Annotated in this window: 20 protein-coding genes; 9 read left to right on the top strand and 11 right to left on the bottom strand. The window is 70.7% G+C overall.

The window, feature by feature from the left end:
- Window positions 1–69 precede the first annotated feature (69 nt).
- The 5 genes from STRBO_RS0106100 to STRBO_RS0106080 all read left to right on the top strand — a co-directional run bounded on the left by STRBO_RS0106100 (window position 70) and on the right by STRBO_RS0106080 (window position 5,323).
- Window positions 70–471 (top strand): SCO4983 family protein, encoded by a 402-nt coding sequence (locus STRBO_RS0106100; RefSeq protein ID WP_005480801.1) that lies wholly within the window; start codon window positions 70–72, stop codon window positions 469–471.
- A 386-nt stretch (window positions 472–857) separates the two neighbouring features.
- Window positions 858–1,931, top strand: a complete 1,074-nt coding sequence (locus STRBO_RS0106095) for a substrate-binding domain-containing protein (protein WP_005480811.1) — start codon at window positions 858–860, stop codon at window positions 1,929–1,931.
- Between the two features lie 20 nt (window positions 1,932–1,951).
- On the top strand, window positions 1,952–3,142 hold the full coding sequence (locus STRBO_RS0106090; protein ID WP_005480819.1) for a toxic anion resistance protein: 1,191 nt from the start codon (window positions 1,952–1,954) through the stop codon (window positions 3,140–3,142).
- Window positions 3,139–4,734: a substrate-binding and vWA domain-containing protein gene (locus tag STRBO_RS0106085; protein WP_005480821.1), complete on the top strand. Its 1,596-nt coding sequence runs from the start codon at window positions 3,139–3,141 to the stop codon at window positions 4,732–4,734. Before STRBO_RS0106090 ends, STRBO_RS0106085 begins: the two co-directional genes overlap by 4 nt.
- Window positions 4,735–4,738: 4 nt before the next feature.
- On the top strand, window positions 4,739–5,323 hold the full coding sequence (locus STRBO_RS0106080; RefSeq protein ID WP_005480822.1) for a hypothetical protein: 585 nt from the start codon (window positions 4,739–4,741) through the stop codon (window positions 5,321–5,323).
- A 280-nt stretch (window positions 5,324–5,603) separates the two neighbouring features.
- Here the strand turns inward: STRBO_RS0106080 and STRBO_RS0106075 are convergent, their stop codons facing one another.
- The 7 genes from STRBO_RS0106075 to STRBO_RS0106045 form a co-directional block, all read right to left on the bottom strand.
- A complete protein-coding gene (locus STRBO_RS0106075) occupies window positions 5,604–6,770 on the bottom strand; it encodes a hypothetical protein (protein WP_020113927.1) in 1,167 nt (388 codons plus the stop codon).
- A gap of 98 nt (window positions 6,771–6,868) precedes the next feature.
- Window positions 6,869–7,657, bottom strand: a complete 789-nt coding sequence (locus STRBO_RS0106070) for a PP2C family serine/threonine-protein phosphatase (RefSeq protein WP_005480824.1) — start codon at window positions 7,655–7,657, stop codon at window positions 6,869–6,871.
- 1 nt (window position 7,658) lies between these two features.
- Window positions 7,659–8,420, bottom strand: coding sequence for a vWA domain-containing protein (locus STRBO_RS0106065; protein WP_005480825.1), 762 nt, complete (start codon window positions 8,418–8,420; stop codon window positions 7,659–7,661).
- A gap of 202 nt (window positions 8,421–8,622) precedes the next feature.
- Window positions 8,623–9,813: a hypothetical protein gene (locus STRBO_RS0106060; protein ID WP_020113926.1), complete on the bottom strand. Its 1,191-nt coding sequence runs from the start codon at window positions 9,811–9,813 to the stop codon at window positions 8,623–8,625.
- Between the two features lie 159 nt (window positions 9,814–9,972).
- Entirely contained in the window at window positions 9,973–10,257 is a 285-nt protein-coding gene (locus STRBO_RS44445; protein WP_237547582.1) for a hypothetical protein, read from the bottom strand.
- Window positions 10,258–10,513: 256 nt separating this feature from the next.
- Window positions 10,514–11,503 carry a serine/threonine-protein kinase gene (locus tag STRBO_RS0106050; protein ID WP_028796492.1) on the bottom strand — a complete coding sequence of 330 codons (990 nt, stop codon included), beginning with the start codon at window positions 11,501–11,503 and terminating at the stop codon, window positions 10,514–10,516.
- Window positions 11,504–11,979: 476 nt separating this feature from the next.
- Window positions 11,980–13,806 (bottom strand): phosphoenolpyruvate carboxykinase (GTP), encoded by a 1,827-nt coding sequence (locus STRBO_RS0106045; protein WP_005480829.1) that lies wholly within the window; start codon window positions 13,804–13,806, stop codon window positions 11,980–11,982.
- A gap of 347 nt (window positions 13,807–14,153) precedes the next feature.
- Here STRBO_RS0106045 and trhA point away from each other — a divergent pair, with 347 nt between their 5' ends.
- From trhA to STRBO_RS0106025, 4 genes are all read left to right on the top strand, one after another.
- A complete protein-coding gene (trhA, locus tag STRBO_RS0106040; RefSeq protein ID WP_020113923.1) occupies window positions 14,154–14,912 on the top strand; it encodes a PAQR family membrane homeostasis protein TrhA in 759 nt (252 codons plus the stop codon).
- A 150-nt stretch (window positions 14,913–15,062) separates the two neighbouring features.
- Window positions 15,063–16,643: a DHA2 family efflux MFS transporter permease subunit gene (locus STRBO_RS0106035; protein ID WP_005480832.1), complete on the top strand. Its 1,581-nt coding sequence runs from the start codon at window positions 15,063–15,065 to the stop codon at window positions 16,641–16,643.
- A 4-nt stretch (window positions 16,644–16,647) separates the two neighbouring features.
- Complete coding sequence (locus tag STRBO_RS0106030) at window positions 16,648–17,325, top strand: acyl-CoA-like ligand-binding transcription factor (protein ID WP_005480833.1); 678 nt, start codon at window positions 16,648–16,650, stop codon at window positions 17,323–17,325.
- A gap of 34 nt (window positions 17,326–17,359) precedes the next feature.
- Window positions 17,360–18,085 carry a Mut7-C RNAse domain-containing protein gene (locus tag STRBO_RS0106025; RefSeq protein ID WP_005480835.1) on the top strand — a complete coding sequence of 242 codons (726 nt, stop codon included), beginning with the start codon at window positions 17,360–17,362 and terminating at the stop codon, window positions 18,083–18,085.
- Window positions 18,086–18,239: 154 nt separating this feature from the next.
- Here STRBO_RS0106025 and STRBO_RS0106020 read toward each other — a convergent pair whose 3' ends face one another.
- Genes STRBO_RS0106020 through STRBO_RS0106005 form a run of 4 tightly spaced genes read right to left on the bottom strand, consistent with a single transcriptional unit; the run spans window position 18,240 to window position 24,947 of the window.
- Entirely contained in the window at window positions 18,240–20,732 is a 2,493-nt protein-coding gene (locus STRBO_RS0106020) for a galactose oxidase-like domain-containing protein (protein ID WP_005480836.1), read from the bottom strand.
- Window positions 20,729–22,000 carry a glycosyltransferase gene (locus STRBO_RS0106015; RefSeq protein WP_005480844.1) on the bottom strand — a complete coding sequence of 424 codons (1,272 nt, stop codon included), beginning with the start codon at window positions 21,998–22,000 and terminating at the stop codon, window positions 20,729–20,731. The genes STRBO_RS0106020 and STRBO_RS0106015 overlap by 4 nt, the downstream gene beginning before the upstream one ends.
- The gene (locus STRBO_RS0106010) at window positions 21,997–23,736 is read right to left on the bottom strand and encodes an ArnT family glycosyltransferase (protein WP_005480845.1); all 1,740 of its coding nucleotides are present in this window, start codon (window positions 23,734–23,736) and stop codon (window positions 21,997–21,999) included. The genes STRBO_RS0106015 and STRBO_RS0106010 overlap by 4 nt, the downstream gene beginning before the upstream one ends.
- Complete coding sequence (locus STRBO_RS0106005) at window positions 23,733–24,947, bottom strand: glycosyltransferase (protein WP_005480846.1); 1,215 nt, start codon at window positions 24,945–24,947, stop codon at window positions 23,733–23,735. The genes STRBO_RS0106010 and STRBO_RS0106005 overlap by 4 nt, the downstream gene beginning before the upstream one ends.
- Window positions 24,948–25,065 lie beyond the last annotated feature (118 nt).

Below are 25,065 nucleotides of genomic sequence, written 5' to 3'. Positions count from 1 at the left end.
TTCGGACCTCGCTCAACTTTAGACCCAATCTAAGGTAGAGTGGTCGTCCGAGAGCTTGGAGGCCATCCCATGTACGAGCCGATCCGCACGAAGTCGGTCCACACGATGGCCGGCACGACCTCCTCCGACTTCCCTCACCGTTCGCGTGAGGAGGAGCTGGACATTCAGCTCGCGGGTCATCTGGCGGCGCTGCTGGCGGCCACCGACGAGCTCCGCGCGCTGAGCCCCTCCGACGACCTCGACGCCGCCGCCGAGGCGCTGGCCGCGCGGGTCGCCGGGCTGCGGGGGGGGCTGCCGCCGGTCCGTGTCGCCTCCGGCGGGGGCGCGGGGGATGTCGCCGCGCTGCACCGGCGCGCGCACGCGCTCGCGGGGCGGGCACTCGTCGTCGCGGCGTCCCGCGCGGACACGGCGTCCGCGATCCTGGCGGCCGAGCGGATGGACGCGCACGCGGCCGTACCGCTGAGCGCGTAGCGACTCGGGGGTACGGGTCCGTCGTCGACCGCGGCTCCGGTGGGGCTCCTCGCGCAGTTCCCCACGCCCCTGAAAAGCAGGAGCCGCGCCCCGTGCTCTTCGGGCCGCAGGGCCGTCGCTTCCCGGGCCCGCGGGGCCGCCGCATTCCAGGCCCTGCGGGGCCGCCGCATTCCAGGCCCGCGGGCCTGGGCTTTTCAGGCCCTGCAGGGCCTGGGCTTTTAGGGGCGCGGGGAACTGCGCGAGAAGCCCCAGCGGGCCCGCGCTGAAACACGCACCCGCGCCCGCACCCCCGGCGGCAGCCGCCCGTTGCGTTCCGGGACCACCGCTTCACCCCCCGTTCACCCGGAACGACGGGGAACGTTGGGTTCCGGGAGCACTCTCCCCCTGTGAGACGAATCGCAGGAATCGTCCTCGCGGTCCTGCTGATCGGCGGCGTGGTGGCAGCCGTCGTGGCAGGCCGGGACACCGGGGACACGAGCACGGCAACGAAGACCGTGCGAGGAGTGATCGGGTCGGAGAAGGCGGAGTTCTTCGCCGACCCCCAGGTGGTGAAAGCCCTGGCCGCCAAGGGCTACACCGTGAAGACGGAGACGTCGGGATCCTGGGCCATGGACGGCCTGGATCTGAAGGGATACGACTTCGCGTTCCCGTCCAGCAAGGCACCCGCCGACGAACTGGCCGCGAAGTACAAGGTCCGTGAACCACTGCCCCGCCCCTTCTACTCCCCCCTTGTCGTGGTCGCCCACCGCGACGCCGCCGAGGTGCTGCGCGGGAACGGGTTCGCCACGCTCGACAAGGGCCGGGGCGTCCTCGACATGGCCGCCTATCTGAAGGCCGCCGAGAAGAACCGGACGTGGCAGGACCTCAAGGGGTCCGAGAAGTACGGCGAGTTGATGGGGCTGCTCTACATCGCCACCACCGACCCGACCACCTCCAACTCGGGCGCGCTCTACCTCGCCGCCGCCTCCAACGTCGTCAACGGCGGCCGTGTGGTCGCGAGCAAGGCGGACCTGGACAGGACCGCCCCGCTGATGCACGAGCTGATCAGTGTCCAGGGCGCCCAGCAGCCGAGCACCGACGCGGCGTTCCGTGACTTCGTCAGCGGGGTCGGCAATCCGCTCGTCCTCGTGTACGAGTCACAGGTGGCCGCCCTGCTCGCGGCGGGTCAGCGCGTCGACGACCTGGTCGTCCTCTACCCGGACACCACCGTCTTCAGCGACCACACCGTCGTCCCGGTCACGGACGAGGGCCGCGCGCTCGGCGAACTGCTCGGCACCGACCCGGCGTTGCGCGAACTGGCGGCCCGGCACGGCTTCCGGCCGCAGGGCGCGGCCACCGAGTTCACGTCGGCGACCGCCGGCCACACCACCCACCTGATGCAGAGGCTGACCGTCCGGCAGGCGCCCGTGCCCACCTCCGAGGTGCTGCACGAGATGGCGCGCCGGGCCAGGGGCCAGTAGGACGAGGGGGAAGACGACACATGACCATCGAAGACAGCAACGACGACCACACCTTCACGCTCACCCCTCCCGCACCGGTCGCCGCCGTGCCCCGGGAGAAGGCCGGCGGACTCGTCCCGGTCGAGGAGTCCGTGCGGACGGACATGGCCCGCAAGGCCGAGGAGTACGTGCGGGGGCTCACCGCCCTCGACGCGCGCTCCCCGGAGTTCGCCGGCAAGGTCGGGGAGATCACCTCGCTCGGCGCGGGCGAGATGCGCACCGCCGCCGCACAGTCCAACCGGATGCTGGAGCGGACCGTGCGCAGCCTGCCGAGCAAGGGCGGGGACGCGCAGTCGCAGGTCGCGGGCTCGCTCGTCGAACTCCGGCGCGTGGTGGAGGACCTGGACCCGAGGGACCTGCCGGCGAGCAAGGGCCGCAGGTTCCTGTCCCGGCTTCCCGGCGGCAACAAGCTGCGCGACCACGTCGCCAAGTACGCCTCCGCGCAGGGCACGCTGAACAGGATCGTGGGCTCCCTGCGCGGCGGGCAGGACGAACTGCGGCGTGACAGCGCCGCGTTGCAGACCGAGCGGGTCCGGCTGTGGGAGACCATGGGCAAGCTCCAGGAGTACGTCGTCCTGGCGGAGGCCCTGGACACGGCCGTCGAGGCCCACATCCGGACGCACGTCGACGGCGTCGACCCGCAGCAGGGCGACACCCTGCGCGCCGACGTCCTCTTCCCCGTCCGGCAGAAGCACCAGGACCTGCTCACCCAGCTGGCCGTCTGCGCCCAGGGCTACCTGGCCATGGACGTCGTACGGCGCAACAACGAGGAGCTGATCAAGGGCGTCGACCGGGCCGCCACGACCACGGTGTCGGCGCTACGCATCTCGGTGATGCTCGCCTCCGCGCTCGACAACCAGCGGAAGGTCGTCGACCAGGTCAACGCGTTGCGCGGCACCACCGAGGACCTGATCCGGGGCAACGCCGAGATGCTGTCCACCCAGAGCGGCGAGATCCAGCGCATCGCCGCCGATCCGGCCGTCGGCGCGGAGACGCTCCGCTCGGCCTTCCAGCAGATCTACCGCACGCTCGACGCCATCGACACCTACAAGGCGCAGGCCACGGAGACCATGGCCGCGACCGTGGAGTCCCTGACCTCCGAACTCCAGAACGCGAGCCAGTACCTGGAGCGCAGCCGGAACCAGGGTGCGCTGGAAGGGGGACTCGGATGAGGACACCGACGAGAGCGGGGACGGCGACCCGCACGAGGGCACGCACCACGGCGGCCGTCGCCGCCGTGACCGGGCTCGTGCTCCTGGCCACCGCCTGCACCGCCACAGACCAGGCGGGGCCCGGCCCGGCGGAGGCGACCCAGTACATCCCCGGCACCCTGCGGGTCCTCGCCTCCAGCGAACTCGCCGACATGAAGCCGGTGCTGGAGCGCGTGGAGAAGGACACCGGCATCAAGGTCCGGCCCACCTACATGGGCACGCTCGACGCGGTGGACCTGCTCACCGGGTCCCGGGCGAAGGGCTCGTACGACGCCCTGTGGCTCTCCTCCAACGACTATCTGCGGCTGCGCCCTGACGCGGCGAAGCAGGTCGTGTCGGAGACACCGGTGATGTCCAGTCCGGTCGCGATCGGAGTGAAGAACGAGACCGTACGGAAGCTGGGATGGAAGCCCGACCGCGTCACCTGGTCGGACATCGAGAACGCGGTGGCGGACGGGAAGCTGTCGTACGGCATGACGGACCCCTCCCGCTCCAACTCCGGTTTCTCGACGCTGATCTCGGTGGCGTCGGGCCTGTCCGGCGCCCAGTCCGCGCTCACGGACGCGGACGTGGCACGGGCGGCGCCCCGGCTGAAGGAGTTCTTCACCGGGCAGCAGCTGACGTCGGGGTCCTCGGGCTGGCTGGCGACGGCGTACGACCGGCGCGGTGACGTCGACGCGCTCCTCAACTACGAGTCCGTGCTGAAGTCCCGCCAGGACCTGACGGTGATCCGGCCGCGCGACGGGGTCGTCACCGCCGACTACCCGCTCTCGTCGCTGGCGTCCACGAGCAAGGACGTCCGGGACGACGTACGCCGACTCACCGACGCCCTGCGCACCCCGGACATCCAGCGCCTGATCACCGAGAGGACGCTGCGCCGCCCGGTCGTCGCCTCCGTCCCGCCCGCGGCCGGTCTCGACACCACGCGCCGACGCGAACTCCCCTTCCCCGGCTCCCGGTCCGTCGCCGACGGCCTGCTCGACGCGTACGAGAACGAGCTGCGCCGCCCGTCACGGACCGTGTACGTCCTGGACACCTCGGGCTCGATGGAGGGCGACCGGCTCGACCGGCTGAAGACCGCGCTCACCGAGCTGACCGGCGACTTCCGCGACCGGGAGGAGGTCACGCTGATGCCGTTCGGGTCGGACGTGAAGAGCGTGACGACGCATGTCGTCCGGCCCGAGGACCCGAAGGCCGGGCTCGACGGCATCCGCGCCGACACACGCAGGCTGTCCGCCTCCGGGGACACCGCCATCTACACCTCCCTGCGGAAGGCGTACGAGCGCCTCGGCGCCGCCGACCGGGACACCTTCACCTCCATCGTGCTGATGACGGACGGCGAGAACACCGAGGGCGCGAGCCCCGCCGACTTCGACGAGTTCTACGAGCGGCTGCCCGCCGCCGACCGGCGGATCCCCGTCTTCCCGATCCTCTTCGGCGACTCCGACCAGGGCGAACTGAAGCACATCGCCGACCTGACCGGCGGCCGTCTCTTCGACGCCCGGCAGGGCTCACTCGACGGCGCCTTCGAGGAGATCCGTGGCTACCAGTAAATTCATGGCGTACGTCGAGTCCCGCAAGAACCTCACCGGCAGCGCTTTCGGGATCGCCGGACTCGGACTGACCTTCGCGGGGATCGCGGGACCGTACTGGCCGGTCGTGGTCGTCGGGCTGTACGGCGCGGGCGCCCTGATCGCCCCGCCGGAGCGCCCTCCGCCGCCGGACTTCCCGGACCCCTCCGCCCAGCTCGACGAGGTGCGGACCGACTTCGGCACCCTGCGGGAGTACCTGGCCGGTGTCGAGCTGCCACCCGCCGCGTCCGGCCGGCTCACCGAGCTGACCGAACTCCTCACCGCCCTCCTCGATCCCGGCTGGGTCGCCGAGATCCTCGCCCGCGACCCGGAGGGCGTCCACGCTCTCTCCCGGGCCGTACGGCAGGACGTCCCCGAGGCGGTCGACACCTTCGTCCGCACCCGCTGGTGGACCCGGCTGACCCCGGGAACGGATCCCCCGGAACGCCACCTGGAGCGTCAACTCGGCCTGCTACAGGAGGAGTTGGGACGTCTCGCGGCAGCGCTGCGCGATGCGGAGGCACGTCGACAGGAGTCGCACACGCGGTACCTGGAGGACCGGTCGGGGTGAGGGTGCGGGTCCGGTGCGTCGGTGGGTGCGGGTCCGGTGGGGGCTGGTCGCGCAGTTCCCCGCGCCCCTGAAAAGCAGGGGCTGCGCCCCATGCTTTTCGGGCCGTAGGCCCTCGCTTCCCAGGCCCGCAGGACCGTCGCTTTCGGACCCGCAGGGGCCTGGACTTTTCAGGCCCGCAGGGGCCTGGGCTTTTGGGGGCGCGGGGAACTGCGCGAGAAGCCCCACCGGGCCCGCACCCGCCCACGAAACCCGCATCACCCCTTACGACCGGCGGCAGCCGTCAGCCGAGGTTCGCCAGGATCACGATCAGCAACACCACCCCCGCCACCACCGCCAGCACCTTCAACGCCGCGTACGGGGACGGCGACTGATCCGGCGGAGCCACCCACGGGGCCCCCGAGGCCGACACGGGACGGGGTCCGTTGAACACGTCGTGCCCGGTGACCGCGGCCCGCGTGCACCAGGGGCAGGTCGGCAGATGGGAGCCGTAGGTGTGCAGGGGCCGCACCGTGCAGGCGCGCACCTCGCCGCGCTCCTTGTCGAGCGCGCGGAGCCAGGCCTCGGCCTTCGGCCGGGCGTCGGGATTCTCGACGCCGGCACCGAAGGCGGCCTTGGCGAGGGTCAGGAGTTCGGTCGGCAGCACGGAGGGGTCGATCGTGCCGCGCGGGATGGTCACCCGCTCGGGGCGGACGACATAGCTGCAGCTCGCGGCGATGTTGTCCTTGACGGTCGACTCGGAGGCGCTCTCGTGCGGGACCCCGCCGAAGGGGTGGTTGCCGGCGGTGAGCAGCTGGTAGACGAGGACCGCGAGGGCGAAGTCGTCGCTCTGCCGGGTCGCGGGGCCGCCCGCCTGGCGCTCGGGGGACGAGTAGTCGGTGGTGTGCATCAGGCACGGGAACAGTTCCCCGGTGACCGGGTCGGTGAAGGCGATCGAGTCGCAGTCGAGGAAGGTGACGAAGCCGTTGGCGTCGACGACGACGTTGCTGCTGGAGAAGTCTCCGATGACGAGGTCGTCGTAGTGCATCCGGGCCGTCATGAAGGCGAGATTCCAGGCGACGCCCAGCAGGAACCGCCAGTCGGCCCGGTCGGGGAAGAGCTTGAGGCGCTGGACACGGGTGAACAGGCCCACCAGCTGCACGTGCTGGGGTTCGCCGAACCGGCGCATCGCGTAGCCGAGGAACTCGCCGTTCGTGCCCCGGGCGATGGCGGTGGGCCAGGCCAGCTCGGGCGGCTGGTTGGCGTCCGTCGGGCGGGCGGCCAGCGGGGACATCGTGAGCATGCGTGCCAGCCGTCGCTCCTGGTCCGGCCCGGGTGTGTCCCGGTAGATCTTGACGACGATCCCGGCGTCCCCCTCCACGGGGAACACCGCCGCCTGCCCGCCGCCCTTCAGCGGCGACTCGGCCAGCGTGACCCGCCTGCCGTCGAGAAAGACCGTGCGGCCGCTCATGGCCGTACCTCCAGGTGTCATGGGCCGGTCGCCGCCGCGCGGAGGCGTCGGCCTGGGGCAGGGCCACGCCCGGCAGAATCGTCCGTCGTGCGCAGCGGTCATCGCCGGTGTGTGCGGACGGCTCGCAGCAGGGTCTTGTCGTCGGCGTTGAGGGCGGTGAGGCGGTCGGAGCGCAGGAGGGCCGCCAGATTGGGGTCGCGGTCGTCCTCGGCGGCGGTGTCCAGGGAGCGGAACACGGCGTCGGCGAACGAGGTGTTCGGGGACGCGGCGCCGTCGGCCGCCCGGTTGAGCATGGCCTGGGCGAGGCCGTCCGTGGACAGGAGCACCCCGTCGACCCCGTCGTCCGCCACACACTCGGTGTGGGTCCAGCGCGCCGCGTCCGGCGAGGTGAGGAACACCGTCTCGTTGCTGTACTCGCTCGCCGCCGCGGCCTGCGGCAGCAGATGGAACTGCCGCTCCCCGTCCTCCGTCCCGGCCCGGACGACGACGAAGCCGTCCCCGACGGTGACATGACCGATCCAGCCGGGTGCGAGCACCACCACCGTGAGCGTCGTGGCGAAGTCCTGCGCGTCGGCGCCGGTCCGGTCGAGGAAGTCCTTGCTCACGTCGTGCAGGGAGTCCCGCAGCAGGTCGTGCACGGCCTCCCCCGGCGGCACCTCCAGGGCCGCCTCGGCCCGCCGCCCGAAGTGCTCCGTCGCGAGCCGCACCGCGAGCCGCGCGCCCTCCTCCGAGCGCGGTCGGCTGCCGGCCCCGTCGGCGACGGCGAGCACGGCGACGGAGGTCGTGGCGGTGGCGGCGCACGCGTCCTGACAGGGCAGTCCCTGGCGCCGGTGCCGGTATCCCTCGACGCTCAGGCCGTGGATCCGCCAGGGCGCGGCGGCGGTCATCTCACGCCTCCCAGGCCGGGCGCTGCGTCTTGAACTGGCTGAAGATCTTCTCGAACACCTCGTCCCCGGCGCCCTTCTGCTCGGCGTTGGCGCTGGCGGACATCATCTGGAGCAGTTCCCGGAACGGGAAGCCCTGCAGCCGGGCGTTGAACTTCGGCGCGAACGCGCGCAGCACCTGCTCCCCCCGGTCCGTGATCCCGCCGACCCCGATCGCGTACAGCCGGAAGCGGCGGGCGCTCTGCTCCTCGGCGAGGACGGGGACCAGCCGGTGCCAGGATTCGGTGAGGTGACCGGTCGGGTCGGTGGGCAGGCCGTCGGTGACGAGGCAGATCTGCGGCCGGTAGTACTGCAGCCCCGAGGCCCGCAGTTCGGCCTTGCGGGCCGCGACGATGTGCATCGCCAGCTCCAGCGCCTCGGTCATCAGGGTGACTCCGGCGGCCGTGAGCTGCGGTGCCTGGAAGGCGTGCGCGGGTATGAAGGGGCTCGTGCGGGTGCGCGGGTCGAGGAGCTGGGGTCCGCGCCAGGCGCCGACGCCCTGGCCGCCGAAGGTGACGACGGCGACCTCCACGCTGTAGCTGAGGCTGACGTCGTCGTGGAGTTCGCGGGTCCATTCGGCGAGCGCGTTGTTCAGCGTCTGGATCGGCGGGCCCGCCATGGAGCTGGACGTGTCGAGGCAGAGCACGAGCGGCATGCGCTGGGCGTTGTTCTCGAACTCGATGTCGGCGTACTCCGCCGGCAGCGTGGGCGGGTATTCGCGGTGCATGGTTCTTCCCCCTGTGCCTGTGTGTTGCCGATGCCTCTGGTGTTGCTGATGCCTCTGGTATTGGTGATGTTTCTGGCGTCGTCGATGCCTGTGTCGCGGTCGCCGCTGCCGGGGTCGCGGCTGGTGCGACCGTCACGTCTGCCACGTCTGCCGGGGTCGCTGCCGGCGCTTGCAGCCCGGTGGCTGCCGGCTGGCGCCGACGTCATCTGGGCGTGCCCTTCGCGTGCCGGGCGGCGGTCGGCGGGAAGGCGTACAGAACCTCGGAATCGCGTTCCCGTGCGTCGGCGACGTCGACGAGAGCGCCGGGGGCGGGTGGCGGCCGCCCCGGCTCGGCCCACACGGCCCGGCGCAGCACCCGGTCGAGTTCGACATAGCCCTGCGGGTGGAGTTCGGTCCGTACGACGGCGGTCCGGGAGTGCGTCGGGCGGGGTCCCACCTGGCGCCCGTACCGGGGTGCGGGCGCGGCGCGCAGCCGCGTGGTGGCCTCGTCCCCCTCGACGGCCGCGCCGCCGAGGCCGTTACCGCCCTCTCTCCCGCCCTCTCTCCCGCTCCCGCTCCCGCTTCCGTTTCCGCCGCGCGCCGCGTGCGCCGGCGTCGGCCGGGTGGGTCCGCCGAGGGCCCGTCCGGGAGACACCGCTCGATGGCCCACGGCCACCGGGCCCCTGGAGCGCCGGATCACGATCACGAAGGCGAGCAGCAGCAGGGCGAGGAGGAGACCCATCCAGAAGGCGGTCCAGGCGCCGCTGCCGTAGCCGGCGGGTTCGTCGTCGGTGGTGACGGCCTGTTCACCGCCCTGCTTCTGGCCGCCCTGCTCGGCGGATCCGCCCGAGGAGGTGTCGGCGGGCGGCTTCCCGTCGTCCTCCCCCGGGCCGATGGCGTCGACATGGCTGGTGACGTCGGCGGCCAGACCCGCGTCGATCAGCTCCTTGCCGGCCAGGGAGGCGGACTTGTCACCCTTGCGCTCGATCAGCTCGCAGATCAGTGTGCGGTCGACGCAGAGGCCCGCCTCCTTCAGGGCTCTCATCGGGCCGGGCCGCAGCCGGTCGACGCGGGCCTCGGGATGGACGAGCCGACCCTCGGCCAGGACCAGGAGGGCCGTACCGCCCTCGCCGGTGGCCTTGTCCTTCTGCACGCGGACCACGAGCGGGTACCGGTCCCTGCGCAATGCCTCGATGTCCTGGTGCTGCCGCTCCTCGACGTCCTCGTACGCCAGCGGCTCGTCCAGCGTGATCACGACAGGTCCGTCCTTGATCACCTCGGCCCAGCACGCCAACTGCTCGGTGAGCCGGTCGGCACACGAGTCGGCGACCGCCACGGACGGCCCACCCGGCACGAGTGCGACCAGTGACCCCACCAGCACACCGACGAACGACAAACGCCCGATCGCACCCATCGCACCCACCCCCCGTGGCCTGAAAGGCACGCCCCCGCGGCCCTGAAATAGCCCATCCCATAGTGGAGCAGGTGACGGGGCGGCCGGAAGGGTTTGGTGCATTCCGCCGGTGGAGTTACGGCGACTTTCGTCGGCTTACGATCAGTACGCTTTTCACTTCTACAACTTGAACACCTGATGGCAACGGCTGAACATCTGCCGCGCCCTCTCCACCCAGTCATTGGCCAGCGCGTCGAAGTCGGCCTGGGTGATGCGGCACGTCAGCGGCAGGTCGCACACCCCGGCGAGGCAGGGGCGCGGCCCGCGTACGTCCCACACGGAAAGCATGGGAATCAATTGTTCGGTATTCCACGCGTTCGACGCGGCCGCCGCCATGGCGAGTTGGTCCTGCCGGAGGAAATGCCCGTCCGTCGCGAAGGCCACGAGAAGCCTTTTGGTGGTCATGAATCTCACCGTGACCATTCGCCCCGCCTCGGGGAGATCGAATCGCAGGGACACGGACACGGTGTCGTGGACCGTGTGGTAATTCCGCCGGGCGACCCAGTTCTGCACCAACTGCCGCCAGTGCGTGCCGAGGTCGTGTATCTCGGCGTTGACCGAGGGATACGCCTCGCGGCCCCCGGAGGACTCCCGGTCCGTGGAGGATTCCCGGCCGGAGTAGGAGCCTTGGCCCGGGAAGGAGCCTTGGCCCGGGTAGGAGTCAGGCACCGTCACGGACCACCGCCCCGGCGACCATGGCGCCGGTCAGACCGGCGTCGAGCAGTGCCTGGGCGTGAAGCAGCAGGCAGGAGGGGACGGACTCGCTCGTCGTACGGCGCAGGTGGCGCTCCTTCAGTTCCTCGTACCGCACCTCGATGGTCCGGGCCACCTGCGGCGGCGGCCACACCTCGGCGCTCGCGTCCTCCTCCACCAACTCGGCCAGGATCTCGGCGAGTCGGGGCCGGTCCTCGGGCCGCTTGGCCAGGCAGCGGGCGATCAGGGGGCGCAGTCCCGCCGGTACGCCGTTCAGCCGGGGCTCTCCTCGTACGACCTCCACGCTCACGCCTTCGCCGCTGCCGTGCGGGGAACGGCCGGTGAGCGCGTAGACCAGGACGCCGCCCAGCGAGAAGATGTCGCTCGCCGGTCCGACCCGGTCGCCGCGGATCTGCTCGGGCGACATGAACGGCGGGGTGCCGACGACGACACCGACGCGGGTCAGACCGGGGGCGCCGTCGACCCGGGAGATGCCGAAGTCGATGACGCGGGGGCCGTCCTGGGCGAGCAGGACGTTGGCCGGTTTGAGGTCGCGGTGGATCACGTGCGCGGCGTGGATGGCCTGCAACGCCTCGACGAGTCCGGCGCCGAGGGGGCGGACCTGGGCCTCGGGGAGGGGGCCGTCGGCGCGGACCGCTTCCGCGAGGGAGGGGCCGGGGACGTACAGGGTGGCCAGCCAGGGGAGTTCGGCGGTCGGGTCGGCGTCGACGACGGCGGCGGTGTAGGCGCCGCTGACCACGCGGGCGGCGGCGACCTCGCGGGCGAAGCGCTCGCGGAACTCGGGCTCCGCGGCGAGTTCGGGGCGGGCGACCTTGACGGCGACCTCGCGGCCGGCGGGTGAGCGGCCCAGGTAGACCCAGCCCATGCCGCCCGATCCCAGGCGGCCGACTATCTTGTACGGGCCGATCTTCAGGGGGTCACTTACGGGTGTACGCACCCCGCTCACCTCATTTCGGGGTTCGGTGCGGATGTCCCGAGTGTCCCGCGAAATCCGTTGCGCGGTAGCCCTTTTCGCCCCCTCCGCCCCTACCCGTCCCCATCCCGAGGGGCAGCACCCCTTCCCCCTCGGCCGCGGGCCCGGTGGGGGCTGATCGCGCAGTTCCCCGCGCCCCTGAAAAGCAGGGGCTGCGCCCACCGCTTTTCAGGCCCGCGCACCCACCGCTGCAGGCCCGCGCGCCCAAACCGCTTCGGACCTGCGGGGGCCGGTCTTTCAGGCCCGCCAGGGCCCGGGTTTTCAGGGGCGCGGGGAACTCCCGCGAGAAGCCCCACCGAAGCGGCATTCCCCGACGCACCCGCACCCCCGAGCCGCCATGCGCACCAAACCCCGGCGCGCACAAAGTCCGCGACCGGCCGAGGAGACGTCGCTCGTCAGGGCAACCCGTACCGGCCGATCGCGGAGCACACACGCGGGCGTCAGCCCAGACGACTCACCAGCGCCCGGTACTCGTCCCACAGCTCCTTCGGCGTGTGATCACCGAAGGTGTTGAGGTGTTCGGGCACGAGCGCGGCCTCCTCCCGCCACACCTCCTTGTCGACGGTCAGCAGGAAGTCGAGGTCGGACGCGGACAGGTCCAGCCCCTCCGTGTCGAGCGCCTCCGGCGTCGGGAGGATGCCGATCGGCGTCTGCACACCCTCGGCCTTGCCGTCCAGCCGGTCCACGATCCACTTCAGGACCCGGCTGTTCTCACCGAACCCGGGCCAGACGAACTTGCCCGCGTCGTTCTTGCGGAACCAGTTGACGTAGTAGATCTTCGGCAGCTTCGCCTGGTCCTTGCCCTTGGCGACATCGACCCAGTGGCCCATGTAGTCGCCCATGTTGTAGCCGCAGAAGGGCAGCATCGCGAACGGGTCGCGGCGCAGCTCGCCGACCTTGCCCTCGGCCGCCGCGGTCTTCTCGGACGCCACGTTCGCGCCCAGGAACACCCCGTGGTTCCAGTCGAAGGACTCCGTCACCAGCGGCACCGCCGTGGCGCGGCGGCCACCGAAGAGGATCGCCGAGATCGGCACGCCCTTGGGGTTCTCCCACTCGGGCGCGATGATCGGGCACTGCGAGGCGGGCACCGTGAACCGGGCGTTCGGGTGGGCGGCCGGCGCCTCGGCGTCCGGCGTCCAGTCGTTGCCCTTCCAGTCGGTGAGGTGGGCCGGAGTCTCCTCTGTCATCCCCTCCCACCACACGTCGCCGTCGTCGGTGAGCGCCACGTTGGTGAAGACCGAGTTGCCCCACAGCGTCTTCATCGCGTTGGCGTTGGTGTGCTCACCGGTGCCGGGCGCGACGCCGAAGAACCCGGCCTCGGGGTTGATCGCGTAGAGCTGCCCGTCCTCGTCGAAGCGCATCCACGCGATGTCGTCGCCGATGGTCTCGACGGTCCAGCCCTTGACGGTCGGCTCCAGCATCGCCAGGTTCGTCTTGCCGCACGCCGACGGGAACGCGGCGGCGACGTACTTCGACTCACCCTGCGGCGGGGTCAGTTTGAGGATCAGCATGTGCTCGGCCAGCCAGCCCTCGTCCCGCGCCATCACCGACGCGATGCGCAGGGCGTAGCACTTCTTGCCGAGCAGCGCGTTGCCGCCGTACCCGGAGCCGTAGGACCAGATCTCACGGCTCTCGGGGAAGTGGGAGATGTACTTGGTGCTGTTGCAGGGCCACGGCACATCGGCCTGACCGGGCTCCAGCGGGGCGCCGAGGGTGTGCACGGCCTTCACGAAGAAGCCCTCGGAGCCCAGTTCGTCCAGCACCGGCTGTCCCATACGGGTCATCGTGCGCATGGAGACGGCGACGTACGCGGAGTCGGTGATCTCGACGCCGATGGCGGACAGCGGCGAGCCCAGGGGGCCCATGCAGAACGGGACGACGTACATCGTGCGACCGCGCATCGCGCCGCGGAACAGGCCCTTCTCGCCCTGGAAGATGTCCCGCATCTCGGCGGGGGCCTTCCAGTGGTTGGTCGGGCCCGCGTCCTCCTCCTTCTCCGAACAGATGAACGTCCGGTCCTCGACCCGGGCGACGTCGGTCGGGTCGGACGCGGCGTAGTAGGAGTTCGGGCGCTTGATCGGATCGAGCCTACGGAAGGTGCCCTTCTCGACGAGCTCCCCGCACAGGCGCTCGTACTCGGCCTCGGATCCATCGCACCAGACCACGTTGTCCGGCTCGGTCAGTTCGGCGATCTCGTTCACCCACGCCACGAGTTCTCGGTGGGTGGTCGGGACGGTTGAAGGGGGAGCCGCGATGTTGCGCGCCACGATCGCTCCTAAAATGAGGGATTTTGTGTGGGAGGCCCCGTGGGGGCTGCGACCCGGATGCTTCATCAGTGGTGCCCTTGGCGCTCATCCGGTGCCGACTGCACTCATTTGATCATCCGACGAGAGTGCCCATATGTCCATAGGACCTCACACGTGAGCATGGTGACCATCACCACTCACCGAAACCGCGTCCGAAAGGTTTCTTTGTGTCACCGCCGGTTCACCGCAGGTATCCACACAGGTGGCCGGGCCCCTCCGGGGCTCCCCGTGAGACGATGGCCACTTCCGAGGGTGTGAACAGGACGCACGGTCCCGTAAGTTACGGCTCCGTAGGTACGATGCAAGGTATGACAGCGTCCGTCCCCGATGCGCACCCGGAGACGCCGGCCGACAGCCGCACGTCCGACGCGCGAACCAAGCCGCATCAGCTCGCCCACCAGATCACCGACGAGATCCATCAGATCACCGACGAGATCAAGCCCAAACTCCGTGGCTGGCTGCATCTCGGCATGTTCCCGGCCGTACTCGTGGCCGGCCTGGTGCTCACCGCCCTCGCCGACTCCACACGCGGACGCATCGCGTGCGGGATCTTCGCCCTCACCGCCTGCCTGCTGTTCGGCGTGAGCGCGCTGTACCACCGGGGAACCTGGAGCCCCAGGATGGACGGCGTCCTGCGCAGGCTGGATCACGCCAACATCTTTCTGATCATCGCGGGCTCCTACACCCCGCTCACCATGCTGCTCCTGCCCGGCGCCAAGGGTCAGTGGCTGCTCTGGGGCATCTGGGGAGCGGCCGTCGCCGGCATCGCCTTCCGGGTGTTCTGGGTCGGCGCCCCGCGCTGGCTCTACACCCCCTGCTACATCGCGATGGGCTGGGCGGCGGTCTTCTTCCTGCCCGACTTCATGCGCACGGGCGGCATCGCCGTCCTGGTCCTGGTGATCGTCGGCGGCCTGCTCTACAGCATCGGCGGAGTCATCTACGGCCTCAAGCGCCCGGACCCGTCACCGCGCTGGTTCGGCTTCCACGAGGTGTTCCACTCCTTCACGCTCGCCGCGTTCGTCGTGCACTACGTGGGGATCTCGATGGTGGCCTACCAGCACGGCTGACCCTGCGGGGCGACCGGACACGCCCACTCCCTCCCTGGCCGCGGCTCCCCAGCCGCGGCCATTTCCGTATGCCCGCGCGCACGTCACGCCCGCACCCATCCACCATCCGACAATTGACACCTACCATCTTTTGAGAGTTACTCTCATTTCATGGAGACTGTCATCACCCCTTCCCGGGCTCGGCCCGACCCCCGCCGCTGGTGGGCCCTCGGCGCCCTCGTCGCGAGCATGCTGGTGCTCGGTTTCGACATGACGATCCTCAATGTGGCGCTGCCGACCATGGCCGGACAGCTCGGCGCCGCCACCGGTGAGCAGCAATGGATGGCGGACGCGTACATCGTCGTGTTCGCGGCCCTGATGCTCCCGGCCGGACTCCTCGGCGACCGGTTCGGCCGGCGGCGCATGCTGATCACCGGGCTCGGTATCTTCCTCGCCGGGTCGGTCGTGGGCGCGCTCGCCCAGGACGTGAACGCGGTGGTCGCGGCCCGCGCCGTGATGGGGATCGGCGCCGCGCTGGTCACCCCGCTCGCCCTGTCGGTGCTGCCCTCGCTCTTCGCCCCCGACGAGCGCACCAAGGCCGTCGGCATCGTCTCCGCGGGCTCCACGCTGGGCCTGCCGCTCGGCCCGATCATCGGCGGCTGGCTGCTCGACCACTACTGGTGGGGCTCGGTGTTCCTGATCAACCTCCCGATGGCGGCGATCGGCATGGCCGCCTGCGTCTTCCTGCTGCCCGAGACGCGGGACCCCGCCTCGCCCAAGGTCGACACGGTCTCCACCGTGCTCACCGCGGCCGGCCTCGGCTCGCTCGTCTACGCGATCATCGAGGCACCCACGCGCGGCTGGAGCGACCCGCTGGTGCTGAGCGCGTTCGCGGCATCGACCGTCCTGATCACCGCGCTGGTTCTGCGCGAACGGCGGGCCGTGCGTCCCATGCTCGACATGGGACTGCTCGCCCACCGCGGCTTCCTCTTCAACGCGCTCGCCGCGACCCTGGTCATGTTCGTGCTGTCCGGCCTGATGTTCGTCCTGCCGCCGTATCTCCAGGCCGTCCTCGGCAACGACGCCCTGGGCACCGGCGTACGGCTGCTGCCCCTGATGGGCGGCCTGCTGGTGGGCGCGCGGGTCGCTCAGCCGGTCGTCGAACGCTTCGGGTCCCGGTCCGTGGTCGGCGCGGGCCTGGTGGTGCTGGCCTTCGCCGCCCTCCTCGGCAGCCGTACGACGGTCGGCTCCGGCTACGGGTTCACGGCGCTGTGGCTGTCGTTGGCCGGAGCCGGCTTCGGGCTCTCGGTCGTGCCCGCGATGTCCGGCGCCCTCGGCACCCTGCCCGCCGACCGGGCCGGCTCCGGCTCCGGGCTGCTGATGACCTTGCGTCAGGTGGGCGGCGCCATCGGCATCGCCCTGCTCGGCAGCCTGCTCGCGGGCATCTTCCGGGACCGGCTCGACACCGCCGGGCTGCCCGCGTCCGCCGCCGACACGGCCGGGGACTCGGTGGTGGCGGCCCACGTGGTCGCCGAACGGGCGGGCGCGGCCGATCTCCTCACCTCCGCGAACGCCTCGTACGTCCACGGGATGGGCCTCGTCCTGCTGGTGTGCGGCGCCACGGCCCTGGTCGCCGCGCTGCTGGCCGTGGCTCTGCTGCCGAGCGCGCCGACGGCGAAGGGCGGCGGGAACACCGGCGGGGAGGACACCGGGCCTGACCTGGCCACCTCGCGGGCCGATGCCCGACAATGACCGCATGACGGCCGCACGCCCCAGCACCCCCACCGGCACCCCCACCGACAGCCCCACCGACAGCCCCACGGACCGCCCCACCGACCGCCCCCCGCTCGGACTCCGCGAGCGGAAGAAGATCAAGACCCGCGAGGCGATCCGCGCCGCGACCTACGCGCTGGTCGAGGAACAGGGCTACGACGCCACGACGATCGAGCAGATCGCCGACCGGGCGGAGGTCTCGCCGTCGACCGTCTTCCGCTACTTCCCCACCAAGGAGGACATCGTCCTCACCGACGAGGACGATCCGATCCTCATGGAGGAACTGCGGGCTCGGCCGACGGACGAACCCTGGACAGACAGCATCCGTCACGTGATGCGGGAGGCCGTCCGCACGGGCGTCGAGGGGGACGCGGCGGTGGCGCGGCTGCGTACGCGCCTCATGGTCGAGATCCCCGCGGTGCGCTCACGCATGATGGAGAGCATGTCGGTGACGGGCCGCATGCTCTGCACCGCCATCGCCGAGCGCACCGGCCGGGACCCGGACAGCCTGGAGGTACGGGTCTACGCCATGTCCCTGATCGGCGGCCTGCTGGAAACGTCCCTCTACTGGGCCGAGAACGGCCACCGCGACGACTTCGCCGAACTCGTCGACCGCACCCTGACCACGCTGCAACACGGCCTGCCGAGGGAAAATCCCTGAACCCACCCCCTGTCTCCCATGCCATCCTGACCAGGTGAGAGCCGCCGAGATCCATATCGAAGTCGCCCCCGAACTGGCCCTGTTCGTCCCGCACGGCCGCCGCGCGGGCGCGACCCCGCTGGCCACGGACGGGATCTCGACCCTGGGGCACGTGGTCGAGTCCCTCGGCGTCCCGCTGACGGAGGTGGGCACGCTGGTCGTCGACGGCCGCGAGGTCCCGGTGTCCCACATCCCGGCGCACGGCGAGTCGGTCACCGTACGCCCGGTGGAGCGCCCCCAGCGCGTCCCCGGCGCCCCCCTCCGCTTCCTCCTCGACGTCCACCTCGGCACCCTCGCCCGACGCCTGCGCCTGCTGGGCGTGGACACGGCCTACGAGTCGACGGACATCGGCGACCCCGCGCTGGCCACCCGTTCCGCCGCCGAACAGCGGGTGCTGCTCAGCCGCGACCGGGGCCTCCTGCGACGACGCGAACTGTGGGCCGGCGCGTACATCTACAGCACCCACCCGGAGGACCAACTCCAGGACGTCCTGGCCCGCTTCGCCCCCGACCTGCACCCCTGGACCCGCTGCACCGCCTGCAACGGCCTGCTCAAGCCGGCCACGAAGGAGCAGGTCGCCGACCGACTGGAGGGCGGCACCCAGAAGTCGTACGACGTGTTCGCCCAGTGCGACGCATGCGGCCGAGCGTACTGGAAGGGCGCGCACCACGAGCAGTTGGAGGCGATCGTGCGGGAGGCGTTGAGGATGCGCGCGGGGTGAGCGGGGGCGGGGTGGGTCTGGATCGTGGTGACCACAACCCCAGGCACGGGCCGGGCAGAGTCCCGACAATGTCGGTCGCGCGTAGCCGACACAGCCCCCGTGCCCGGCGGTTGTCCGCCGGGCACGGGGGCCGATCACGTCGACCCGGCAATCGTCAGCGGCGCTTGACGTCCCCCTTCCCGCACGCCACGCCGTCCCGGTTCCGGTCCAGCTTCAGCGGGTCGTCCTTGCCGTTGACCTTCAGGCGGCCGTAGTCGTTCTGCTTCAGCCACGCGCAGCGCGACGCCGTCGTCTTCTTCACCTCGGCGGGGAAGACCGTCGGGACGCAGACGTTCGCGGTGCCGTAGTGGCGGTCACAGCCGGAGATCGTGGGGCTGACCTTCTTGGACCTGGTCTTCTTCCCCGGCCCCGTGGTCTTGCCCTTCGGGGCGTCCGCGAAGTCGTGGACGTGGGCCGAGGGGGCGTCGCCGGAGGCCTGGGCCAAGGCGGACGGGCCCTGGAGGTGGACCCATTCCGCGACCGACGGGACGCCGCCTGCGTCCACCGCGAAGAGCATGTACCAGCCGGGCGGCGCCAGGTTGGGGTTGCTCGTCACGTTGAGGTCGATGTTGTTGCCGTCGACGGACAGCGGCAGATCCACGAACCTCTGGTTCGGGTCCGAGGAGTGCGTGACCGCCGCGGGGCGGATCAGTTCCGCCTTCACGATCGGCCGGTCCACCGTGATCCGCTGCGTGTCGCCGTACACCCACTCCTTGTCGATCACCGACGTGATCTGCGGGCGGGCGCCCTTCAGGAGGTACGGCGGGGTGTAGATCGACACGTCGTGGTTCCAGGTGCCGTTGCCCGGGTTGTCGCCGGTCGTCATGACGCGGCCGTCGGGGAGCAGGAACGCCGAGGAGTGGTAGCCGCGCTCCTCCGGGTCCGTCGCCACCGGGTCGAACGTGTTGGTCGCCGGGTCGTAGATCGACGTCTCGAACACCGGGTCGGCGCGGTTGTGCAGGGCGCCGCCCGTCTCCAGGACCTTGCCGTCGGGCAGCAGCACCGCCGAGACGTACATCTTGCCCTGGGCGCCCGTCTGGGCGACCTTGCCGTTGCCCAGGTCCACCGTGCCCTGCGGGATCGGCGGGCCCGCGACGTACGCCGGGTTCGCGGCCTTCAGGTCGATGACGTCCGTCAGGCGGTTGGCGTCGGGGTTGGACTCGATGTTGCCGCCACCGAGCGTGAGGACCTTCTGGTCCTGGGCGGGGGGCAGCAGCACGCTCGCCGACTGGTCCCGCTCGTCCTTGCGCTGCAGGCCCGGCATCTGGGTGATCGTGTTGGCGCCGTAGTCGTAGATCGCGCTGCCCGTGCCGGGGATGTTGTTGCCGAAGACATGGCTGCCGGAGTAGAAGAGGCGGCCGTCCTGCATGAGGATCATCGACGGGTAGAGACCCCAGTACGACCAGGTCTGGTTGACCTTCCAGAGTTCGAGCCACTTCTGCTCGGCGTCCGACCACAGTTCGGCCGTCACCGAACCGGTCGAGTCCTCCTTCAGACCGCCGAACGAGATGACGTCACCGTTGCCGAGGATCGTCGCCGACGGATACCAGTGGCCGTCGTTCATGTCGTTGGTCTTGCTGTAGGTCTCGGTGACCGGGTCGAAGACGTACGAGTCCTTGTAGCCCTCGTAGCCGTGGCCGCCCGCCACCGGGTACGCCTTGTTGCCGCTCATGACGAGGACCCGGCCGTCGTCCAGCTGCACATGGCCCGCGCAGAACATGTCGTCCGGGGTCGGGATCTGCTTGTACGTGCCGTTCTTCGGGTCGTAGACCGCGGAGGTGAACGTCCCCGCCTCGAACATCTGCTCGCTGTTGCCGGAGCCGGCGATCAGCAGCACCTTGCCGTTGTTGAGGACGACGGAGTGCATGGAGCGGACGGGGTTCTTGGTGGGCAGCACGTCCCAGCGGCCGTTGAGGCACTCGTCCGGCGTGCCCGTGCACTGCGGCTGGGGGACGGGGTCGGCGACCTGGTCCATGGTGTAGTCGTCGGTGGTGACGGAACCGGTGCCGTAGACCGAGACACCCCAGGTGATCCGGTCGGTGCCCGCCGGGATCTCCGGTGTGCGGACCGTCGCCTCGGTCCAGCTCCCGGCCATGTCCAGCGTCTTGAGGTCGGTCCAGTACTGCCAGCCGGCCGTGGTGTCGTGCCGGAAGAGGGTGACGGACGTGTCCGGGGTCGTCGACTTGTACCAGAGGGCCAGGTCGTACTGCTTGCCCACGGTGACCGTGGGCGCGCAGGCCGCCGACTCGGTGATGAGGGCCTTGCGGTCACCGGAGACCCGGCGGGTCAGCTCGACCTTCATGGCCTTGGTGCCGGAGTGGGCGCCCGCCACCGTGGTGAACGTGAAGTCGTTGTCGCCCCAGCCGGACTTCTCCCAGCAGTACGGCATGCCGTCGGTGCCGGCGGTCTCGAACCCGGGGTTCTGGACCAGGTTGGCGGCGGACGCGGACTGGGGCGAGACCAGCAGGAGGCCGGCGGCGAGCGCCCCGACCGCCAGCAGGGCCGTGCTCCGTCTGACCTTGGGCAGGGGCCCGGGTCTGCGACGGATCCCGAAGCGGGCCCGCAGATGCAAGCGGCCCCGCAGATGGTTCATCGGATGGTTCTTCACACGGCTCTCCTTGCCGGCTCGGCCTGCGTCTGCTCGGCCTGCTTCCGCTCGGCCTGCTTCCGCTCGGCCTGCTTCTGCTCGCCGTGCTCCCCACGGCGAGACGCCTTTCGCGGCAGATAGACCAGCGCCTCGACCGCCACGAAGCGCAGTACGAACGTCGTCACCAGGGCGAGCGCGGTCGCGGACAGCGCCCCCATCCCGAACCGGCCGACGAACAGTGCGATCAGCGGGATGCGCAGCACCAGATCGGCGTTGGCCAGCAACGCGAACCGGCCGACGCGGTCCCACACCTTGCGGTGCCTGCGCCGCTCGCGGAAGCACAGGTGCTCGATGAGGAAGAAGTTCCAGAGGACCCCGAGCTGGTTGGCGAGGATCTCGGCGGGGAGGTAGTGCATGCCGGCCGAGGTGAGGGCGTACAGGCCGGCCAGGTTCGGCAGGAAGCCGGTGACGCCGATCAGCCCGAAGACCAGCATGCGGGCCACGGGCGAGGCGGTGCGCAGCCCGGCGAGGTGGCGCAGGAACCGCAGGCCCTCCCGCGCGGTGGACTTGGACTCGCCGGCGTACCGGTCCTGGAAGACGAACGGCACCTCGGTGACCCGGCGGGGGCGGCTGCGCACGGCGAGTTCGAGGAGGATCTTGTAGCCGAGCGGCTGGAGGATGTCGGCGGTGACCGCGCTGCGGCGGATCGCGAAGAAGCCGCTCATCGGGTCGCTGATGCCGTGCAGTCGGCGGGGGAAGAGGGACTTGGTGAGCCAGGTCGCCCCTCGGGAGACGGCCACGCGGTAGCTGCCCGCGAGCCCGGCCCGGCTCCCGCCCTTGATGTAGCGGGAGGCGACCACCAGACCCGCCGACGACCGCTCCCCGGTCGCCACCAACTCCGGTACCAGCGAAGGCGGATGCTGCAGGTCGCCGTCCATGACGACGATCCAGTCGGACGTGGCCGCCCTGATGCCCTCGACGACCGCGCCGCCGAGTCCGCCGACCGGTTCGTCGCGGTGCAGCACGGTCACGGGGAAGGGGCAGTCCTGCGCGGCCTCGCCGATCACCGCGGGGGTGTCGTCGGTGGAGTCGTCCACGAAGACGACCTCGCAGGGCAGCCGGGCGGGCACCGACTCCGTGATCCGGTGCAGCAACTCCCGTACGTTGGCGGATTCGTTGAAGGTGGGTATGACGATGGTGACGGCGCCGGGCTCGGGTATCTCGACGCCGCGGACGGCCGGGTCGTCCAGCTCCCCGGGGGCGGTGGACTCGTAGCTTCCGCTGTTCATCGGTCGCCTCCAGCGGCCTCGGTGTCGCGGACGCGGTCGGTGTCCGCCTCCCCGGTCCCGCGTGCGCGATCGTCGCCGCCGGCGGTGTCGATCCTGCGGATCTCGATCCGGTCCTCGCCGGTGCCGAAGGTGGCGACCGGCGTCGAGTTCTCCATGGCGCTCCTGACGTTGGGCAGGTCCACCGCGTCGCGCCGTACGGTCGGGGAGGCGACCACGTAGTCGAGGTCGCGCCAGCCGCGCGGCATCGTCTTCGTCACCGCCGGGTCGAGGTCGGCCTTGTAGAACCAGATGACGCCGAGCCCCGGCTCGTACCCCTCGTGGACGAGGTCCAGCCAGAGCGCGTCGTCCACCAGGACCCGGGTGCCCTCGGGATCGTCGACCTCACGCCCGAGCCACTCGGCGGCCTCCCGGTAGGGCACGTTGGCGTCGAACGTCATCGCGGTGTGGTTGCCCTCGTACCAGCGGGGGGCCACGTACACCGTCGCGAGGGCGGCCAGGGCGACGGCGACCGTGTAGCGCGCCCAGGTCAGGGGCCGTATCTCCGCAGCGCCCCGGCCTCTGCGCAGGACGCCGTGGGCGACGCTCGCCGTGCCGCCCGCGAGGACGAGCGCGAGGAACGGCAGGGCCTGCAGGACGTACATCGCGGGCAGATAGCCGGGGCGCAGGGCCATGCCGGCGAGGATCGCGACGGCGAGCGCGGGTCCGGCGAGGGCGCGCGCGGTCACCGACCAGCGCCAGGTGACCAGGAGCAGCAGCGCGCCGGCGAGTCCGCCGAGGGGCAGGACGCGGTCGTAGTACAGCCAGGACTGCAGAACGCCGTACGAGCCCGTGCCCTCGGTGAGGATGAAGCCGGAGCCGGGGCGGCTCATCTGGTAGACGATGCCGTCCCACAGCGAGACATGGCCGGCGCCGGGGAACAACTCGCCCTTGAGCAGGGCGAACAGCGGGTACGAGGCGCCGATCAGGACGCAGGCGGTGACGGCGCCGGTGAGGGCGAACTTCCGGGTGTCACGGTGGCTGTGCCGCCACATGGTGAGCAGCACGGCGGGCAGGACCAGGAGCATCGTCTCCTTGGTGAGCACGGCCGCGGCGGCCGCCAGCCCGGCTCCGAAGTGGTGCCAGAGGTGACGGCTCGGTGAGGCGGCGAGGCAGAACGCGAGGAGCGTCCACATCACCGCGATGTTGTCGAGGAAGATCTCCCGCTGGAGCACCACCGACAGCGGGGACAGCCCGAAGAGGACCATGCCGAGGCCGGCGGCCCAGCGGGGCAGCGAGAGGCGGCGGCCGAGGACGTAGACGAGGACGGCGCTGACGGCGCTGACCGCCAGCATCACCACGCGCATCGAGCCGACGGTCATCGACTCGGGGGCGAGCTGGGCGGGGATCCAGGTCAGGACGGCGAGCTGGATCCAGCCGAGGGGCGGGTGGTCGTACCAGTAGGTGTAGTGGGCGAGCCCTCTGCCCTCCTGCACGGCCCAGGCCTGCGCGAGATAGGTGCCCTCGTCGTCGCTGAGGGCCGGGTAGTCGGCGATGTTCCACCCCTGCACGATCATGATCGCGACGAGGAGGAGAGCGCAGAGGATCAGGTCGGGGCGCGAGTCGCGCAGCCGCGTCGGTGCGGTCGGAGGGGAAGCGGACGCGGTCGTTCGACCGGTCGAACCGGTTACGGGCGCAGCTGTCCGTTGCGCGGGGACCTTGACCTCTGTCTTGGTCGCCGCGGGAAGTGTGGAGGTCACGCAGGAACGTCCTCTCGGTTCACGTGCGCGAGATGTGCGCCGACGTGACTGGTCAGCTCCCAGTCGTTGTCGCCACGTTGCTCACGCCACACCGCGCGTACGGCGGCGATGGCGAGGAGCACCTGGTAGAAGGGGCCGCCGACGATCAGCTTGACGTAGTGGACGAACCGAACGCGGAGGCCGTACTGCTTGCCGAAGTCGTGCAGTCCGACGACCTCGAACACGAAGGTGACGAGGGCGGTGACGGCCGGCAGGAAGGTGATGAAGGCGACGCCGACGGGGACGTCGAGGAAGATCGCGACGGCCACGTTGAGCGGGATGACCACCCCGGAGAAGGCCTGGAGATACGGCGTCATCAGCGTGTAGCGGGCCAGCAACCGCTGCCGGAAGCCGGGGAGTTGCTTCCAGTCCTTCTTCCGGTAGACCTGGAGGAAGCCCTGGTTCCAGCGGGTGCGCTGCTTCATCAGCGACATCAGGCTGCCGGGGGTCTCCTCCCGGGTCACCATGGCGGAGTCGTAGGCGACGACGACCTTCTTGCCGACGCTCGACAGCCGGACGCCCAGGTCGCAGTCCTCGGCGAGGCAGTCGGGGTCCCAGCCGTCGGCCTCCCGCAGGACGCCGGTCCGGACGAAGACGGTGTTGCCGCCGAGCGGGATGAACCCCTTCTGCGCGTGCAGATGCAGCCGGGAGCGGAACCAGAAGAAGTACTCCAGGCAGTTGCGCAGGCTGTACCAGCTGGAGTGGAAGTTGATGAGCTGCACCCCGCCCTGCACGACGTCCGCGCCCGTGGTGCGGAAGGCGTGGTCGACGTGGGACAGCAGTTCGGGATGGACCTGGTCCTCCGCGTCGAAGACGCCGACGACGTCGCCGCGGCAGTGCGGCAGCGCCGTGTTCATGGCCCTGGGCTTGTTCTTCTTCTCGTGGTGGTCGACGACCACGCGGACCCGGGGGTCACGCCCCTCGGCCGTCCGGGCCACCGCGGTGGTCTCCGGGTCGTCGTGTCCGACGATCACGATGATCTCGAAGTCGTCGTGGCTCGATTCGAGCAGTCGTTGGATGGTGTGGTCCAGCACGGCCTGTTCATGACGTGCGGGCAGCAGCAGTGAGAACGACACGTGTTCGTCGCCGTCCGGTCTGCTGAACCGGGTGGAGGCGAGCACTTCGGGCGTGCGCCACGCGTGCATCTGCCACCACAGAGTGAAGGCCGCCATCCAGAACAAGGCAAACGAGATGACGACAATAAGGACGTATGTCAGCAAAAGAGATCCCCCCGGATCCGGATACCCCCTGCCGCGAGAGGAGTTACTCCCGTCGCGTCACTGTGAGGAG

This window comes from Streptomyces bottropensis ATCC 25435, from assembly GCF_000383595.1.
Lineage (GTDB): Bacteria > Actinomycetota > Actinomycetes > Streptomycetales > Streptomycetaceae > Streptomyces > Streptomyces bottropensis.
Note: the sequence above shows the minus strand (reverse complement) of the source record. Positions and strands in the feature narration are given on the sequence as shown.

Excerpts from the sequence above, each read along its gene's own strand:
- STRBO_RS0106100 (WP_005480801.1), top strand. The coding sequence starts at position 70 with ATGTACGAGCCGATCCGCACGAAGTCGGTCCACACGATGGCCGGCACG.
- STRBO_RS0106090 (WP_005480819.1), top strand. The coding sequence starts at position 1,952 with ATGACCATCGAAGACAGCAACGACGACCACACCTTCACGCTCACCCCT.
- STRBO_RS0106085 (WP_005480821.1), top strand. The coding sequence starts at position 3,139 with ATGAGGACACCGACGAGAGCGGGGACGGCGACCCGCACGAGGGCACGC.
- STRBO_RS0106080 (WP_005480822.1), top strand. The coding sequence starts at position 4,739 with ATGGCGTACGTCGAGTCCCGCAAGAACCTCACCGGCAGCGCTTTCGGG.
- STRBO_RS0106075 (WP_020113927.1), bottom strand. The coding sequence starts at position 6,770 with ATGAGCGGCCGCACGGTCTTTCTCGACGGCAGGCGGGTCACGCTGGCC.
- STRBO_RS0106070 (WP_005480824.1), bottom strand. The coding sequence starts at position 7,657 with ATGACCGCCGCCGCGCCCTGGCGGATCCACGGCCTGAGCGTCGAGGGA.
- STRBO_RS0106065 (WP_005480825.1), bottom strand. The coding sequence starts at position 8,420 with ATGCACCGCGAATACCCGCCCACGCTGCCGGCGGAGTACGCCGACATC.
- STRBO_RS0106060 (WP_020113926.1), bottom strand. The coding sequence starts at position 9,813 with ATGGGTGCGATCGGGCGTTTGTCGTTCGTCGGTGTGCTGGTGGGGTCA.
- STRBO_RS44445 (WP_237547582.1), bottom strand. The coding sequence starts at position 10,257 with ATGACCACCAAAAGGCTTCTCGTGGCCTTCGCGACGGACGGGCATTTC.
- trhA (WP_020113923.1), top strand. The coding sequence starts at position 14,154 with ATGACAGCGTCCGTCCCCGATGCGCACCCGGAGACGCCGGCCGACAGC.
- STRBO_RS0106035 (WP_005480832.1), top strand. The coding sequence starts at position 15,063 with ATGGAGACTGTCATCACCCCTTCCCGGGCTCGGCCCGACCCCCGCCGC.
- STRBO_RS0106030 (WP_005480833.1), top strand. The coding sequence starts at position 16,648 with ATGACGGCCGCACGCCCCAGCACCCCCACCGGCACCCCCACCGACAGC.
- STRBO_RS0106015 (WP_005480844.1), bottom strand. The coding sequence starts at position 22,000 with ATGAACAGCGGAAGCTACGAGTCCACCGCCCCCGGGGAGCTGGACGAC.
- STRBO_RS0106005 (WP_005480846.1), bottom strand. The coding sequence starts at position 24,947 with ATGGCGGCCTTCACTCTGTGGTGGCAGATGCACGCGTGGCGCACGCCC.